We start from the raw sequence: 14,719 nt of genomic DNA on the forward strand, positions 1-14,719 counted from the left end.
CTTCTTTTTTAGGTCGGAAGCAAGGCGGGAGTCGCGGCGGCTTCAACCGAGGGCGCGGACACCGCCGTGCGCGCCGCGATCCGGTCGGCTGCCCAGGCGGAACCCCAGGCAAGCAACATGCCGACCGGCAGGTCGATGAAATAGTGCCAGCGGCTCGCCACCGCATCGATAGTGATGAAGCCGAACAGCATGAGGTAAAGCGGCACCAGGGCCGGGGCGTGGCGCCAGGCGAACAGCAGGAACAGGAACGAACCGCCCGTGTGCAGCGAGGGCATGGCGGCCAGGCCCACGGTGATGTGCGTTCCGCCGTTCTGCGCGATCCAGGCTGCTCCGCCGGCGACGATATCCTTGTAGCTGCCCAGCATGGCGGCCTGGGCGCTGGTCTGGGCGGGTTCCAGTCCCGTTTCGTAGAGGAACGGCCCGAGTGCCGGCATGACGAGATAGGCAAGCGCGCCTGCGCCCTGAAAGATCAGCGCGGCGAGGAACAGGGTGCGAAAGTCCCGGGCGCTGCGCAGCGCGTGAAAGCAGAAGCTGATATAGAACATCGCAATGAATGCGGTCATGTAGAGGTTGCTGTCCGCTGGAACGACCGGCAGCAGCGCCTTGCGCAGGGCAAAGCACAGGTCGACCACGGGGCGCAGCCAGCTATCGGTCTGCCAGTAGAAGGCGTCCCAGTTGACCGGATTGATCAGTGGTCGCCACAGCTTCAGGTTGAAATGACAAACCAGCATCAGCGCATAGCTGGGCAGGGCGATGAAGAAGGTCGAAGCGAGGTGCCGCCGCTGTCCGAACAGGGCAAACAGGCCCCACACGCCTACGCCCAGCAGGGGATAGAGGTAATGAATGCCGACAAAGGCAGCGCGGTCGCCTTCCGGCAGGCTGACCGGCACTCCGATGATCCAGCCGATCAGCGTGACCAGGGCCAGCATGGCGCCGGTGATCCAGATTTCCGGGAAGCGCTTCAGCTGTGTCGTCACATTCGCCATGCGGCAGGGATTAAGCCATTGTGGTTAAAATCGTATTGCCGGGCCAAAATGCAAAAAAACCCCGCATCGCTGCGGGGTTCTTGGTGAATGGTGGGCGTAGCAAGGATTGAACTTGCGACCCCTACGATGTCAACATAGTGCTCTACCACTGAGCTATACGCCCGCACCATTCAGGTTCTGCCCGAAGCCGTCGCCCCTGGCAGGGGAGCGCCATTAGCGAGCCTCCCCGGGATTCGCAAGCGCTTAGATGCGTGCCTGGGCCTGTTGGCCGAAAATACGTTCCACTTCGAGCACCAGATCCTTGAGATGGAACGGTTTGGACAGGATCTTGGCCTGCGGGGCTTCGCGGCTGGCTTTAAGGGATACGGCGGCGAATCCGGTAATAAACATCACTTTCGTGCTGGGGCTGACCTCCGCGCAATGCTGCGCCAGTTCGATCCCGTCCATCTCCGGCATGACGATGTCGGACAGCAGCAGATCGAAAGTTTGTTCCGTCAGCAAGGGCAGGGCGGCCGTCCCGCGATCGACCGCAACCACCTCATAACCCGCGTTTTCCAGCGCCCGCGTCAGGTATGTGCGCATGGCTGCTTCGTCTTCGGCTAGGAGAATGCGGATCATGGGGGGCCTTCTTGGTATTCAAATCGTGGCCTTTTGGGCGTCGGCACCGGTTAGCGGAGTTTGCAGACTTTGTCGGTTACCATTCATCGTTAAAATTCCACATGGCCGACTTTGACACACAAAGCGCGGCAGGCCAGTTTTCCACAATGGATTTCGGTCAGCCCCAAGCCAGCGATTCGCACCTCTCGCACGGGGGAGAAATACCGGGCGGAGCGGGCGGCCCGGCCTTCAGCCTGTCGCACCCGCAGCCGTCGGCCCTGCCGCTGATCATTGCCGTGCCTCATGCCGGGCGAGCCTATCCCGGCAGCCTGCTGGAACGGATGCGCAATCCGGGTTTCGCCGCGCTGAAGCTGGAGGACCGCTATGTCGACCGGCTCGGCCAGGAAGTGGCCAGGCGTACCGGCGCGGCCCTGCTGGTCGCCCATGCACCGCGCGCGATGATCGACCTCAATCGTGACGTGCATGACGTGGATTGGGACATGTTCGCGCGCGGGCGGCCTGACAGCGTGGGCAGCTATACCCCGGGAATGCGGGCCAAGACGGGCCTGGGGCTTATCCCGCGCCGCATTCACGGCCTTGGCGAGCTGTGGAAGCACCGGCACGAGGCAGAGGATCTGACCGCGCGGATTGCGGGCATCCACACGCCATACCACGAGTGCCTGTCCAGGGCGCTAGGCGAACTCAAGGCGCGGTGGGGCGCGGCCATGTTGCTCGATCTTCATTCCATGCCGCCGCTGGTCCTGCGGGGCGGAGCGCCCGCGCCCGAATTCGTGCTGGGCGACCGGTTCGGCACGACCTGCCACGGATCGCTGGTCGGCAGCTGCTTTGGTTATTTCGCGGAGAGACGGCGCGGGGCGGCGCACAATCGCCCCTATGCGGGAGGCTACGTGCTCGAACGCCACGCGGCGCCCGCTGATGGCATTCACGCGCTGCAACTGGAGATCGACCGGTCCAGCTATCTCGACTCGCGCCTCGCGGAACCGGGTGAAGGGTTCGACGCGATGGTCGACCTGCTGTGCGGCCTGGTCCGGCGTCTCGCGGCCGAGGTGGCGGACCTGGGACGCGGCGCCGGCTGGAGCAATGCTGCGGAATAGCCCGATAAAAAAACCACCTCGTGCAAGTTGCACGAGGTGGCCAAGGTTCAGGGAGGAGGTGCACATGCGTGCACCGTATCCAGCCGGACCATGAGGGAAGCCCGGCAAGACATCGTCCAAGATAGACTTGTCCCGGCCCTCTTGCAAGAGCCGGGACAAGCGATCTCGATCAGGTCATTGAAGGGCCTGAACTAATCAGGCCGTTCCAGAGCTGGCTCAGGCGGCGGGCACCGGAACCGGGCCCTTGCCCTGCTGTACCTGGCGGCCGAACACGTCGCTCATCAGTTCCAGGCTGAACAGGTGGGCGAAGATCAGCGCCAGCATGCCGCTCTGGTTCATCGAACGCAGCACGTCGCCGCGCAGATCGCGCAGCTTTTCCTGGTCGACCATCTTGAAGCCACGATAGACGAAGGGCTGGGCATTGCCCTGCTGCTGGATCGACACTTCGCCGTCCATCAGCAGGTCGTGCTTGACCAGTTCATCGACGAAAGCCTGGGTGCGGAAGCCGGCTTCTTCGAAGTTGCGGCAGAATTCCAGGGTCGCCTTGCAGGATTCGCTCGGTTCGCCGTTTTCGAACAGCGCCGCGCCTTCGGCAAAATCACCGAGCAGGTCGCTGGTCGGGTCGAAGCACAGCGAGAGTTCTTCGGTGTTGGCGTTCAGCTTGGCCAGCATGAACGGATAGCGGCGGGCATAGGCCGGGACATAGGCTGGATTGATCAGCTTGCCTTCGTTGTCGAAGAAGGTGTTCACGCCTTCGTTCAGGCCCATCAGGGCGAGCGGAACGGGGTTATCCGCAACCGAGAAAACGATCGGGTAATTGCGCGATGCGTGGACGAATTCTTCTGCGGTCAGCGGAATAGCGTGCTGCCCCACCATCCAGCTGGCGGTTTCGGTGGTCTTGCTCTTCCATTCGCCGTGATCGCGGCTGTTGAGCGGCATCAGGTCTTTGTAGAACAGCGGAAGGTTGGCAGATTGCGGCGCGCTGGCCATGGGTTTCTCTCCAGAATTCTATGCGGATCCAACCCGGCATGACTTCCAGGCAGGCACGAACTCGCGCCTTTAGGCGGTTGGCGCCCGCCGCGCAAGCAGCTTGCCGGGATTGAGCAGCCCATCGGGATCAAGTGCGCCCTTAACCTTACGTAGCAATGCGAGGGCGACCGGATCGCCCAGCCGTTCCAGTTCGTCCACCTTGAGCTGGCCAATCCCGTGTTCTGCCGAAATCGTGCCGTTCCAGGCGGTTACCAGATCGTCCACGGCCTGGCTGATCGCCTTGCCGTCGCCCGCTTCCCACGCGGCGCGGTCCACCCCGGCAGGAGCCTGGACGTGGAAATGGACATTGCCATCGCCCAGGTGGCCAAAGCCGAAAGCGCGGGTGCCGGGCCAGCGGCTCTCCATGGCGGGAACGGCAGCTTCCAGAAAATCTGCCATGCGCTCCACCGGGACGGCAATGTCATGCTGCATGGCAGGCCCCTTGGCGCGTTCCGCCGGGGAAATCGATTCGCGCAGGTTCCAGAAGGCGTCGGCCTGGGTTTCGGACGCGGCAACGACCGCATCTTCCAGCAGTCCGGCCTCCAGCGCCGAAGCGAGCATGGCCTCTCCGGTCGCTTGCGGATCGTCCCCGACCAGTTCGATCAAAGCGTGCCATGGGTGCTTGCCCTCCAGCGGTGCACGCGCATCCGGCAGGTAGGCCAGCACCGCGTCAAGGCAGGACTGGGGCAGGACTTCGAACCCTTCCAGCGCCTGGCCGGCCTGTGCCTCGCAGTGAAGCAGGAGGGCGCGGGCTTGCTGGATGGAGGACAACCCGGCCCAGACCACCATTCGCGCAGGTGCAGCCGGAACCAGCCGCAGCGTGGCAGCGGTGACCAAGCCCAGGGTGCCTTCGGAGCCGATGAACAGCTGCTTCAAGTCCCAGCCGCGGTTGTCTTTCTTCAGCGGGGTGAGCGCGGAATAGATCGTTCCGTCCGCCAGAACCGCCTCTATTCCCAGCACCTGCGCGCGCATCGAACCGTGGCGCAAGACCTGCGTGCCCCCGGCATTGGTCGAAATCAGCCCGCCGACCGTGGCCGAACCCTTGCCGCCCAGGGTAAGCGGAAAGCGCAGGCCGTGGGCCTCTGCCGCCTCGTGCAGGTCTTGCAGGATGACACCCGCTTCGCAAACCACCGTGCGGCCCTGGGGATCGAGGCGGCGAATGGCGTTCATGCGCCGTAGCGACACGATCAGCGCCACGCCGCTGGCATCGGGCGTCGCGCCGCCCGACATGCCGCTGTTGCCGCCTTGCGGGACGATCGGCACGCCGTGCCGGGCGCAGAGCCTGACCAACGCGGCCAGTTCCTGTGCATCGGCAGGCGAAGCAAGCGCGTGCGCCGCTCCGGTATAACGGCCGCGCCAGTCGGTCAGCCACGGCTCCATCAGCTCCGCATCGGCGGTCAGGCCGCGCGGGCCAAGCAGAGCGAGGGCTTCGGACAGGAAGGGATCGGCGGCAGGGCTCATCGTCTGCGCGCTATGGCACAGGGCGGGGGCCTGTTGCGAGTCCCCGCCGGGCAGCCTTTGCCGAGCAAGCTTGCCGAGTGGCCCTGCTTGAGGTTAAGCGGTCGTTCAAACAGGGGCGCTATTGACCGGGGCCATGCAAACCATCGCGCAAATCCTGGCACCCTTGGTGCTCTTGCTGCCCGGACTGGGCGTGGTGGAAGTTCCGCGCGATGCCGCTTTCCCGCTCGATCCGTTCCAGCCCCAGGCGGCGGAGCAGGTTTCGATCCAGCAACGCGTGACCGTGCGGATCAATCCGCGCCCCGCGCCGATGCCGCTGGATGCCATGCGCTTCGATAGCGAGATTGAGCGCGACGGCCCGCGCTTTGTCGAGCGCAAGATCGGCAAATGCCTGACGATGGATTCGATTTCCGGGGTGCAGCCGATCGACAATTCGCGCCTGCTGCTGTTCCTGCGCGACCGGCGGATGGTCACGGCCAGGCTGGAGAAGGGCTGCCAGGGCCGCGAATTCTATTCCGGCTTCATCGTCGCGCGCAATTCTGATGCCCAGATTTGCGCGGGCCGCGACCGCTTGCAATCGCGCAGCGGGATGGGTTGCCAGGTCAGCGGCTTCCGCCAGGTCGTCCAGATCAACGATTGATCGCTGCCAAAATGGTGGCGGCGGGCGCATTTTCTTGACTTTTGCAGGCCTTTGCGCCTAGGCCGCGGCAAGCCTGCGGCTGCTTGGAGCACCCTTCATCCGGTTCGGCCCGCGTCCCTCTTCTAACAGTTGTAACTGCCCATGAAATTTGCCGATCTCGGCCTGTCCGACGAATTGCTGAACGCGGTCATCGCGAAGGGATACGATACGCCCACGCCGATCCAGGCCCAGGCGATCCCCAGCGTCCTGATGATGAAGGACCTCATCGCCATTGCCCAGACCGGCACGGGCAAGACTGCCAGCTTCGTGCTGCCGATGATCGACATCCTCGCCCACGGCCGTCGCCGCGCGATGATGCCGCGCAGCCTGATCCTGGAACCGACTCGTGAACTCGCCGCGCAGGTCGCTGAAAACTTCGAAGCCTATGGCAAGAACCACGACCTGAAGATGGCGCTGCTGATCGGCGGCGTGCAGATGGGGGATCAGGTCAAGGCACTGAACGACGGCGTCGACGTGCTGATCGCCACGCCCGGCCGCCTGATGGACCTGTTCGAGCGCGGCAAGATCCTGCTGACCGGCTGCGACCTGCTGGTGATCGACGAGGCGGACCGGATGCTCGACATGGGCTTCATCCCGGACATCGAGACGATTTGTTCCAAGCTGCCGACCAACCGCCAGACCCTGCTGTTCAGCGCGACCATGCCGCCGCCGATCAAGAAGCTGGCGGACAAGTTCCTGAGCAATCCGAAATATATCGAGGTTGCTCGTCCGGCGACGACCAACACCAACATTGCCCAGCACAAGGTTCCGGTGGCTTCCAACCGCGTGAAGCGCGAAGTGCTGCGTCACCTGCTCAAGGCGGATGAGGTGCAGACGGCGATGATCTTCTGCAACCGCAAGACCACGGTGCGCGAGCTGGCCAAGAGCCTGCAGCGCCACGGCTTTGCGGCGGGCGAAATCCACGGCGACATGGACCAGTCGGCCCGCATTGCCGAGCTGGACCGGTTCAAGGACGGCGGGATCAACATCCTGTGCTGCAGCGACGTCGCGGCGCGCGGTCTGGACGTGAAGGGCGTGTCGCACGTGTTCAACTTCGACACGCCGTGGCACCCGGACGACTATGTTCACCGCATCGGCCGCACCGGTCGCGGCGGCGCCACGGGCCGCGCCTTCACGCTGGTCGCGCCCGAAGACCAGGAAGCGATCGAGAATGTCGAAAAGCTGACCGGCGGCAAGATCCCGGTCTACACGGTCGATCTGGGCAAGGCTGAAAAGCCGGAACGCGCCGAGCGAAAGCCGCGCGCCGCCAAGGAACCGCGCGAAGCCAAAGCCCCCCGCGAAGAACGCGCCGAAAAGCCGCGCCAGGATCGTCCCAAGCGCGACGGCACCAAGCCGCCGAGGGCCGAATCGCGCGGCAAATCCCGCCGCGAGGAAGAAGAAGTGGACGAGCCGGGCGTGTGGAACGGCCCGGTCCCCAGCTTCCTGGGTGTTTCGGCGCTTTAACCCTGCGGCTGGATTGACCCCGCAATAATACCTGGTCTAGGTCCGCCGCTTAAAGGGGGCGGACTTGAACCTTCTGGAATTGCTAGGATTTATCGTTCGGCACCCGCTCAATCGAACGGGCAGGGCGGCGGCGGTTGCGCGTTTCGTGCGGTGGCAGCTGGCCAGCCGCATTCTTGGTCAAGCCGCAGTCCTTCCGTTCGTGAACGAGACCCGGCTGCTGGTAAGGCGGGGCATGACCGGGGCGACGGGCAACTGGTACACCGGATTGCACGAGTGTGCCGATATGGCCTTTGTGCTCCACGTTTTGCGACCCGGCGACCTGTTCGTCGATGTCGGGGCCAATGTGGGCAGCTATACGGTGCTGGCGGCAGGCGCCGCGCAGGCCGATGCGATTGCGGTCGAGCCGGTGCCGTCGACCTTCTCCAGCCTTGCCGACAATATCGCACTCAACGCCCTGGGTGTGCGGGTGGAACTTCGTTGCTGCGGGCTATCGGCAAGTGCCGGCATGCTGACTTTCACCGCCGGGCTGGATACGATGAACCGGGTCGCGCGGCAGCGGGAGAGCGGGCCGGTCGTGACCGTTCCGGTGACCACGCTCGACGAACTGTGCCGCACGCGCATCCCGCTGGTTCTGAAGATCGACGTGGAGGGACACGAGCTGGCCGTGCTCGATGGCGCTCAGTCAGTTCTGAGCAACCCTGGCCTGCGCGCGGTGGTGATGGAGACGAACGGATCGGGTGCGCGCTACGGCCATTCCGATGGCGATTTGGTTGAGCGGATGCGCGCGGCGGGTTTCCTGCCCTGCCGCTACGACTGGAATAAGCGCCGCTTGCAACCAGTTGGGCGGGGCGGCCAGAACACCATTTTCGTCCGGGCACCTGACGAACTTTCGCGGCGTTGCCAGGCAGCACCGCAGTTCCGTCTGGTCAACGGAACGATCTAGTCCGCCAGCTTCACGAAACTGTCGATCACCCGCTTGGGTCCGGCAGTTTCGAAGTCGATCTCCAGCTTGTTGCCTTCCTGCGCGGTTACCTTGCCGTAACCGAACTTGTCGTGGAACACGCGTGAGCCGATGGCCACGTCGCTGCGCGGCTTGGCGGCAAAGCTGGCCGCGCTGCGGGTTGCCTCGGGCAGGCGTCGCGGCGTGGGGTCATAGGTTTGCGCTGCCGCGCGTTGCCAGCCCGGACCGCGCGTATTGCCCCGCGCGACGTGGGCAAAGGGGTCGCCGTGCTCCGACCACTGCGCCCGCCACAGCGAGGCCCCGCCAGACAGCGTGCTTTCCTGCTCGATATGAGCGTCGGGCAGTTCGCCGATGAAGCGGCTGGGGATGGAGCTGGTCCACTGGCCATAGATGCGGCGGTTGGCAGCATGCAGGATGGTGCAGCGCCGCCGCGCGCGGGTGATCGCGACATAGGCGAGGCGGCGTTCCTCCTCCAGGCTGGCCAGCCCCCCTTCGTCGAGCGCGCGCTGGCTGGGGAAGACGCCTTCTTCCCAGCCGGGCAGGAAGACGTGGTCGAATTCCAGTCCTTTGGCGGCATGGATGGTCATGATGGTCAGCTTTTCGGCGGCATCGTTCGCCTCGTTGTCCATGACCAGGCTGACGTGTTCGAGGAAATCGCCCAGCGTTTCGTATTCTTCCATGGCGCGGGCGAGTTCGGCCAGGTTCTCCAGCCGGCCTGCGCTTTCCGCGCTCTTTTCCGCCTGCAAGGCAGCGGTGTAGCCGCTTTCGTCCAGCACGGTCCGGGCCAGTTCCGCAGGCGTTGTCTGCTTGGCCAGGTCGCGCCAGCGGGCAATGTCGCGCATCAGCGAGATCAACGTGTTGCGGGCGCGGGCGGGCAATTCGTCCGTGTCGGCGATCTCCACCGCCGCAAGGCTGAGCGGCACGCCCCGCGCGCGGGCGTGTCGGTGCATCTTTTCCAGCGTCTTGTCGCCCAGGCCGCGCTTGGGCGTATTGTAGATCCGCTCGAACGCCAGGTCGTCGCTCGGCTGCGAGATGATCCGCAAGTAAGCCAGGGCATCGCGGATTTCGGCGCGTTCGTAAAAGCGGAAGCCGCCCACGATCTTGTAGGGCAGGCCGATGGCGATGAAGCGGTCTTCGAACTCGCGGGTCTGGAACTGCGCGCGGACCAGGATCGCGACCGTGGCCAGCGAAGCGCCCTCGCCCTCCAGCCGTTCCGCTTCCTCGCCGATCCGCCGCGCTTCCTCCGGTCCGTCCCAGACGCCGATGACGCGAACCTTGTCGCCGCCATTCCGCTCGGTCCACAGCGTCTTGCCAAGCCGCTCGCTGTTGGCGTCGATCAGGCCGGATGCGGCGGCGAGGATGTCCGGGGTGGAGCGATAGTTCTGCTCCAGCTTGATCACTTTCGCGCCAGGAAAATCCTGTTCGAACCGCAGGATATTGGCCACTTCTGCGCCGCGCCATGAATAGATCGACTGGTCGTCGTCGCCCACCACGCAGATGTTCTTGCGCGCCTGGGCCAGCAGGCGCAGCCACAGGTACTGGACCTGGTTGGTGTCCTGGTATTCGTCCACCATGATATATTTGAAGCGCTGCTGATACTGCTCCAGAATCTCGCGATTGGTGCGCAGGATGTTCAGCATGTGGAGCAGCAGGTCGCCAAAATCGCAGGCGTTCAGCGCTTTCAGGCGGTCCTGGTAGAGCCGGTAGAATTTCTGCCCCTGGCCATTGGCATAGGCCTCGCTGTCCGCAGCGGAAAGGTCCGCTGGCAACAGGCCCTTGTTCTTCCAGCGGTCGATGCAGCCGGCCAGTTGCCGCGCGGGCCAGCGCTTTTCGTCCAGCCCTTCGGCCTGGATCAGCTGCTTGAGCACGCGCAGCTGATCGTCGGTATCGATGATCGTGTAATTGCTTTGCAGCCCGGCGAGTTCGGCATGGCGGCGCAGCATCTTGGCCGCAATCGCGTGAAACGTGCCAAGCCACGGCATCCCTTCCACTGCCGGCCCGACCAGGTGGCCGACGCGTTCCTTCATCTCGCGCGCCGCCTTGTTGGTAAAGGTGACGCAGAGGATTTCGCTGGGCCAGGCGAGGCGGCTGCGGACGATATTCGCCAGTCGCGCGGTCAGCGCCGCAGTCTTGCCCGTTCCGGCCCCCGCCAGCATCAGCACCGGGCCTTCGGTCGTCAGAACAGCTTCGCGCTGCGGCGGGTTCAGCCCGCTCAGCAGTGGATCGGATTGGGGATCGATGGGAACTTGCACGCGCGAACAGCTAGGGAACAAAGCTGTTCGGCGCAAGAGCCGTGCGGCTGGGCGTTGCGCCGGAACCGGCATTCCGGGCGTTCGTTCGATTCCGGTCCACACCAGGAAAGGAAGATCCATGAAGCACCTGCTTGTCCTGGGCGCTGCCGCTGTGTCGCTGGCCGCCGTGCCCGTGCTGGCCCAGCACAGCCACCCGACCCCGCCGGTGACGCCTGCAACGCCCGCCACTCCGGCAGAGCCTGCCACCCCCGCAATTCCGGCGGACCCCGGCGTTGAACCGGCGACCCCGGCAGAACCCGCAACCCCCGCCACTCCCGCCACCCCAGCAGACCCCACGGTCATTCAGGCAAACCCGCCGGGACTGGGCGTTCCTTCGGCCACGCCGCCCAATCCGGCCAGTGCATCCGACGCGGTCCCGCCAGCACGGCCTGCCGATCCGGCCTATCGCGCCGGACCCTACAAGGGCGCACTGACTCCCCCGCCGCCAGAGGCGATGAACAAGGTCTATCCGGTTTGCACCAAGAAGCGGCAGGACAGCTGCCGCAATCCTGGCGGCGTGTAACCCGAACTGGTCCCGCGGGACACGCGCGAGGGGCGTCGGCCCGGACTGGTCCCGGGTCCGGCGCCCTTTTCGTTTGACTTGAGGGCGATGGGCCGCAACCAGATGCGCCCATGCATCCGGTTCGCCAACACGCCCGTATTCTGACCGCCTCGCTTACCGGCACGGCGGTCGAATTCTATGACTTCTACATCTACGCCACGGCGGCGGCGCTGGTGTTTGGTCCGCTGTTCTTTCCCGCGGAAAGCACCGCGGCGCAGACGATGTTCGCTTTCATGAGCTTTGGGCTGGCCTTTTTTGCCCGGCCCGTCGGCGCGATCGTGTTCGGCCATTACGGCGACCGGATCGGGCGCAAGTCGACGCTGGTCGCCTCGCTGATGCTGATGGGCGTTTCCACCCTGCTGATCGCCTTCCTGCCGACCTATGCGATGGTCGGCTGGGTCGCGCCGCTGCTGCTGTGCATTCTGCGCTTTGGCCAGGGCTTCGGGCTGGGCGGCGAATGGGGCGGGGCATCGCTGCTGGCGGTGGAATATGCCCCGAAGGGGTGGGAAGCGCGGTTCGGTTCGGCCCCGCAGTTCGGCGCGCCGGTGGGCTTTCTGGCCGCGAATGGCCTGTTCCTGCTGCTTGGCCTGTTCCTCTCCGATGCGGATTTCCGGGCCTGGGGCTGGCGCATTCCATTCGTGGCCAGCGCCGTGCTGGTGGGCTTGGGTCTGTGGGTGCGGCTGCGGATTGCGGAGACTCCGGCCTTCCGCGAGGCGCTGCACCGCAAGCCGCCGCCCGCCGTGCCGGTCGCGGTCCTGTTCAAGCATCACCTTGGCGCAGTGCTGGCGGGCACGGCCGGGGCGATTGCCTGCTTTGCGATCTTCTACCTCTCGACCGCCTATGCGCTTGCCCAGGGGACGACCGCGCTGGGCTATTCGCGCGAGACGTTCCTGGCGGTGCAACTGGGGGCCAACTGCTTCTTTGCGCTGGGCATCCTGCTGGCGGTGATCCGCGCCGATCAGACCAGTCCGCGCGCGGTCATGCTGCTGGGCGGGGTCATGACCATCGTGCTCGGCGCGGTATTCGGCGCGGGGCTGACGTCGGGTTCACTGCTGGTGATCTTCGTCACGCTGTCGGTCGCGCTGATGGTCATGGGCTTCGTCTACGGCCCGCTGGGTTCATGGCTGCCGACGCTATTTCCCGTGACCGTGCGCTACAGCGGAATTTCGCTGGCCTTCAACGTCGGCGGGATCGTCGGCGGAGCGCTGACCCCCATCGGCGCGCAGAAGATGGCCGAACTGGGGCAGGGCGGACAGGTTGGCCTGCTGCTCTCGCTGGCAGGACTGGCGACCTTGATCGGGGTGGCCGTGGCCAAGGAAAACCCCCAGTCAGTTTAACCCGCTCGTGGTGAGGAGGGGCCGAAGCCGCAGGCTGAGGTTCCGTCTCGAACCACGGCGTTTTGCGCGGTCCATCGACACGGCTGCTCAGGACGAACGGGGGCGATGGTTCGCGCAAAGGCGCAAAGGGCGCAAAGGGTTTCGCGCAGAGAACGCAGAGGACGCAGAGAAAGGTGTCCTTGCTGCCGCAGGCTCTGTCATATTGGCTTGTCGAAAACAGGAAAGCAGAGGCGCCAAAGCGCTTCACCTCTGCGTCCTCTGCGTTCTCTGTGCGAAACTCTGTGGCGGCTCGGCCTTGCGCTACGCCCGCTGGGCCCCGGCCTGCGCCGGGGTGACGGTTTAGGCTTTGAGCTTTTCAATACCCGTTCGTGGTGAGGAGGAGCCGAAGACGCAGGCAGAGGTTCCGTCTCGAACCAGAGCGTCACGCATGATCCTTCGAGATGGCCACTCAGCTTGCAGCTTCGCGGCCTCCTCAGGACGAACGGCTTATTGTGCGGGCTGCCGCAGCAGAGTGATGCGGGCCTTGCCGACCTTGCGGTCGGCCACGGTTTCCAGGCCCTTGACCTTGGGTTCCTCGTCAGCCGCCGTTTCCAGGCTGACCCAGGTGCCTTCGCCGATCCAGCCCAGCCGTTGCAGCTTGTCCAGCGCAACCGCGCCCGCGCCCGAGCCATAGGGTGGATCGAGCAGGACCAGGTCAAGCGGAGCCTTGGCCGGTCCCAGTGCCAGGACCGAACTTGCTCGCACGTCGCATTGCGGCGCGGCGCGCAGGGCCCCGATATTGGCGCGCAGGGCGCGCAGCGCGGCAGCATCCTGCTCGACGAAAATGCAGCTCGCCGCGCCGCGCGACAGAGCCTCAAGCCCCAATGCGCCCGATCCGGCGAACAGGTCGGCGACGGCCAGCCCGTCAAAATCGCCGATGCGGCTGACCAGCATGGAGAACAGCGTTTCGCGGGTGCGGTCGGCAGTGGGGCGCGTGGTGTCACCCGCCGGGGCCTGCATTTTGCGCCCGCGCCATTCCCCGGCAATGATCCGCAGGCTCATTTGCGCGGACCGGGCTTGCGCGGAGCAGGCTTGCGCGCGCCGGGCTTTGCCTGGCCAGGCCGTGCAGGACCGGAGCGCGCTGGGCCAGGCTTGGGCGCAGCAGGCTTGCGCGGGGCATCCTCGCTGCGGCGCGGAGCCGAACGCGCGATGCGGGCGCGGGCCTGCTGCGGGGCGCTGAGCTTGATGTCCGTACCGGTGCCGCCAACCAGCGCGCGGCGGAAGCGTTCCACTTCGACCTGGCGAATCTCCACCGCCTGCCCGCGCGGCAGGTCCAGCAATTCGAACGGGCCATAGGCGGTGCGCAGCAGGCGGCTGACTTCCAGCCCGAGGTGTTCCAGCACGCGGCGGACTTCGCGGTTCTTGCCTTCGGTGATGGTCACTTCGATCCACTGGTTGCGCCCGGTGCTGCGCTCCAGATTGGCGTCGATCTTACCATAGCGCACGCCGTCGATCTCGATCCCTTCGATCAGCTCTTCCAGCTGGGCCTGGGTCACGTCGCCAAAGGTGCGGGCGCGGTAGGTACGCGGCAAGCCGGTGGCGGGCAGTTCCATCGCCCGCTTCAACTCGCCATCGTTGGTCAGCAGCAGCAGGCCCTCGGTGTTGAAGTCCAGTCGCCCGATCGGCATAACCCGGCCCGCATCCTTGGGCAGGGCATTGCGCAGGGCGGTGTAGATCGTCGGGCGACCGGCAGGATCGCGCTCTGCCGTGATCAGGCCGGCGGGCTTGTGAAAGATGAAGATCCGGGTCGGTTCGGCCGCCTTCACCGGCTTTCCGTCCACCGTCACGCCCTTCAGGTTCTTGAGCACGGTGGCGGGCGTGGTCAGCACCTCGTCGTTCAGCTTGACGCGGCCTTCGGTAATCATCCGCTCCACCTCGCGGCGGCTGGCAATGCCGGCACGGGCAAGCAATTTGGCGATGCGTTCGCCTTCGCGGGGCTGTTCTGGGGAGTTCATCGCCTGCCCTTAGCCGCTGATGGCAATTTGGGGAAGGGTTGGGGGAATGGGGCCCATTTCACCGTTCGTCCTGAGGAGAGACCGAAGCCGAAGGCTGAGGGCTCGTCTCGAAGGACAGGGTTTGACGCAGTGGTTCGAGACGGTGCTTCAATCTACGATTTCAGCACCTCCTCACCACGAACGGGATTGGGTGTTACTTTCCGCTCACCCTGAGCCTGTCGAAGGGTGTGGGTGCTCGAAATCCGG

Annotated in this window: 12 protein-coding genes, 1 tRNA gene and 1 pseudogene; 6 read left to right on the top strand and 8 right to left on the bottom strand. The window is 65.1% G+C overall.

Going from position 1 to position 14,719, the window contains the following annotated elements; genetic code table 11:
- Window positions 1-8: 8 nt before the first annotated feature.
- The 3 genes from ACQKOE_RS00345 to cpdR all read right to left on the bottom strand — a co-directional run bounded on the left by ACQKOE_RS00345 (window position 9) and on the right by cpdR (window position 1,604).
- Window positions 9-986 (bottom strand): phosphatase PAP2 family protein, encoded by a 978-nt coding sequence (locus ACQKOE_RS00345; protein WP_427511066.1) that lies wholly within the window; start codon window positions 984-986, stop codon window positions 9-11.
- Window positions 987-1,074: 88 nt separating this feature from the next.
- Window positions 1,075-1,149 (bottom strand) — tRNA-Val (locus tag ACQKOE_RS00350).
- 80 nt (window positions 1,150-1,229) lie between these two features.
- Window positions 1,230-1,604 carry a cell cycle two-component system response regulator CpdR gene (cpdR, locus tag ACQKOE_RS00355; RefSeq protein WP_427511067.1) on the bottom strand — a complete coding sequence of 125 codons (375 nt, stop codon included), beginning with the start codon at window positions 1,602-1,604 and terminating at the stop codon, window positions 1,230-1,232.
- Between the two features lie 146 nt (window positions 1,605-1,750).
- On the opposite strand from cpdR, the gene ACQKOE_RS00360 reads away from it, so the two are divergent.
- Window positions 1,751-2,698: an N-formylglutamate amidohydrolase gene (locus ACQKOE_RS00360; RefSeq protein ID WP_427511068.1), complete on the top strand. Its 948-nt coding sequence runs from the start codon at window positions 1,751-1,753 to the stop codon at window positions 2,696-2,698.
- Between the two features lie 216 nt (window positions 2,699-2,914).
- Here the strand turns inward: ACQKOE_RS00360 and ACQKOE_RS00365 are convergent, their stop codons facing one another.
- Window positions 2,915-3,688, bottom strand: coding sequence for a SapC family protein (locus tag ACQKOE_RS00365; protein ID WP_427511069.1), 774 nt, complete (start codon window positions 3,686-3,688; stop codon window positions 2,915-2,917).
- A 69-nt stretch (window positions 3,689-3,757) separates the two neighbouring features.
- On the bottom strand, window positions 3,758-5,188 hold the full coding sequence (locus ACQKOE_RS00370; protein WP_427511070.1) for an FAD-binding oxidoreductase: 1,431 nt from the start codon (window positions 5,186-5,188) through the stop codon (window positions 3,758-3,760).
- A gap of 133 nt (window positions 5,189-5,321) precedes the next feature.
- Between ACQKOE_RS00370 and ACQKOE_RS00375 the strand changes: the two genes are divergently transcribed.
- From ACQKOE_RS00375 to ACQKOE_RS00385, 3 genes are all read left to right on the top strand, one after another.
- Window positions 5,322-5,825, top strand: coding sequence for a hypothetical protein (locus ACQKOE_RS00375; RefSeq protein WP_427511071.1), 504 nt, complete (start codon window positions 5,322-5,324; stop codon window positions 5,823-5,825).
- A gap of 141 nt (window positions 5,826-5,966) precedes the next feature.
- The gene (locus tag ACQKOE_RS00380) at window positions 5,967-7,328 is read left to right on the top strand and encodes a DEAD/DEAH box helicase (RefSeq protein ID WP_427511072.1); all 1,362 of its coding nucleotides are present in this window, start codon (window positions 5,967-5,969) and stop codon (window positions 7,326-7,328) included.
- Between the two features lie 64 nt (window positions 7,329-7,392).
- Window positions 7,393-8,271, top strand: a complete 879-nt coding sequence (locus tag ACQKOE_RS00385) for an FkbM family methyltransferase (protein ID WP_427511073.1) — start codon at window positions 7,393-7,395, stop codon at window positions 8,269-8,271.
- Here the strand turns inward: ACQKOE_RS00385 and ACQKOE_RS00390 are convergent.
- Window positions 8,268-10,541, bottom strand: coding sequence for an ATP-dependent helicase (locus ACQKOE_RS00390; protein WP_427511074.1), 2,274 nt, complete (start codon window positions 10,539-10,541; stop codon window positions 8,268-8,270). The genes ACQKOE_RS00385 and ACQKOE_RS00390 overlap by 4 nt on opposite strands.
- 118 nt (window positions 10,542-10,659) lie before the next feature.
- On the opposite strand from ACQKOE_RS00390, the gene ACQKOE_RS00395 reads away from it, so the two are divergent.
- Both ACQKOE_RS00395 and ACQKOE_RS00400 read left to right on the top strand, forming a co-directional pair.
- Window positions 10,660-11,103: a Fe-S oxidoreductase gene (locus ACQKOE_RS00395; protein ID WP_427511075.1), complete on the top strand. Its 444-nt coding sequence runs from the start codon at window positions 10,660-10,662 to the stop codon at window positions 11,101-11,103.
- 110 nt (window positions 11,104-11,213) lie between these two features.
- A complete protein-coding gene (locus tag ACQKOE_RS00400; protein WP_374590169.1) occupies window positions 11,214-12,479 on the top strand; it encodes an MFS transporter in 1,266 nt (421 codons plus the stop codon).
- A gap of 486 nt (window positions 12,480-12,965) precedes the next feature.
- Here ACQKOE_RS00400 and rsmD read toward each other — a convergent pair whose 3' ends face one another.
- Together rsmD and ACQKOE_RS00410 are read right to left on the bottom strand one after the other, a co-directional pair.
- Entirely contained in the window at window positions 12,966-13,520 is a 555-nt protein-coding gene (gene rsmD / locus ACQKOE_RS00405; RefSeq protein WP_427511076.1) for a 16S rRNA (guanine(966)-N(2))-methyltransferase RsmD, read from the bottom strand.
- A gap of 206 nt (window positions 13,521-13,726) precedes the next feature.
- Window positions 13,727-14,473 (bottom strand): annotated as a pseudogene (locus tag ACQKOE_RS00410) (pseudouridine synthase); the annotation flags it as partial.
- Window positions 14,474-14,719 lie beyond the last annotated feature (246 nt).

The organism is Novosphingobium sp. NPDC080210 (assembly GCF_050281025.1).
Classification (GTDB): Bacteria; Pseudomonadota; Alphaproteobacteria; order Sphingomonadales; family Sphingomonadaceae; genus Novosphingobium.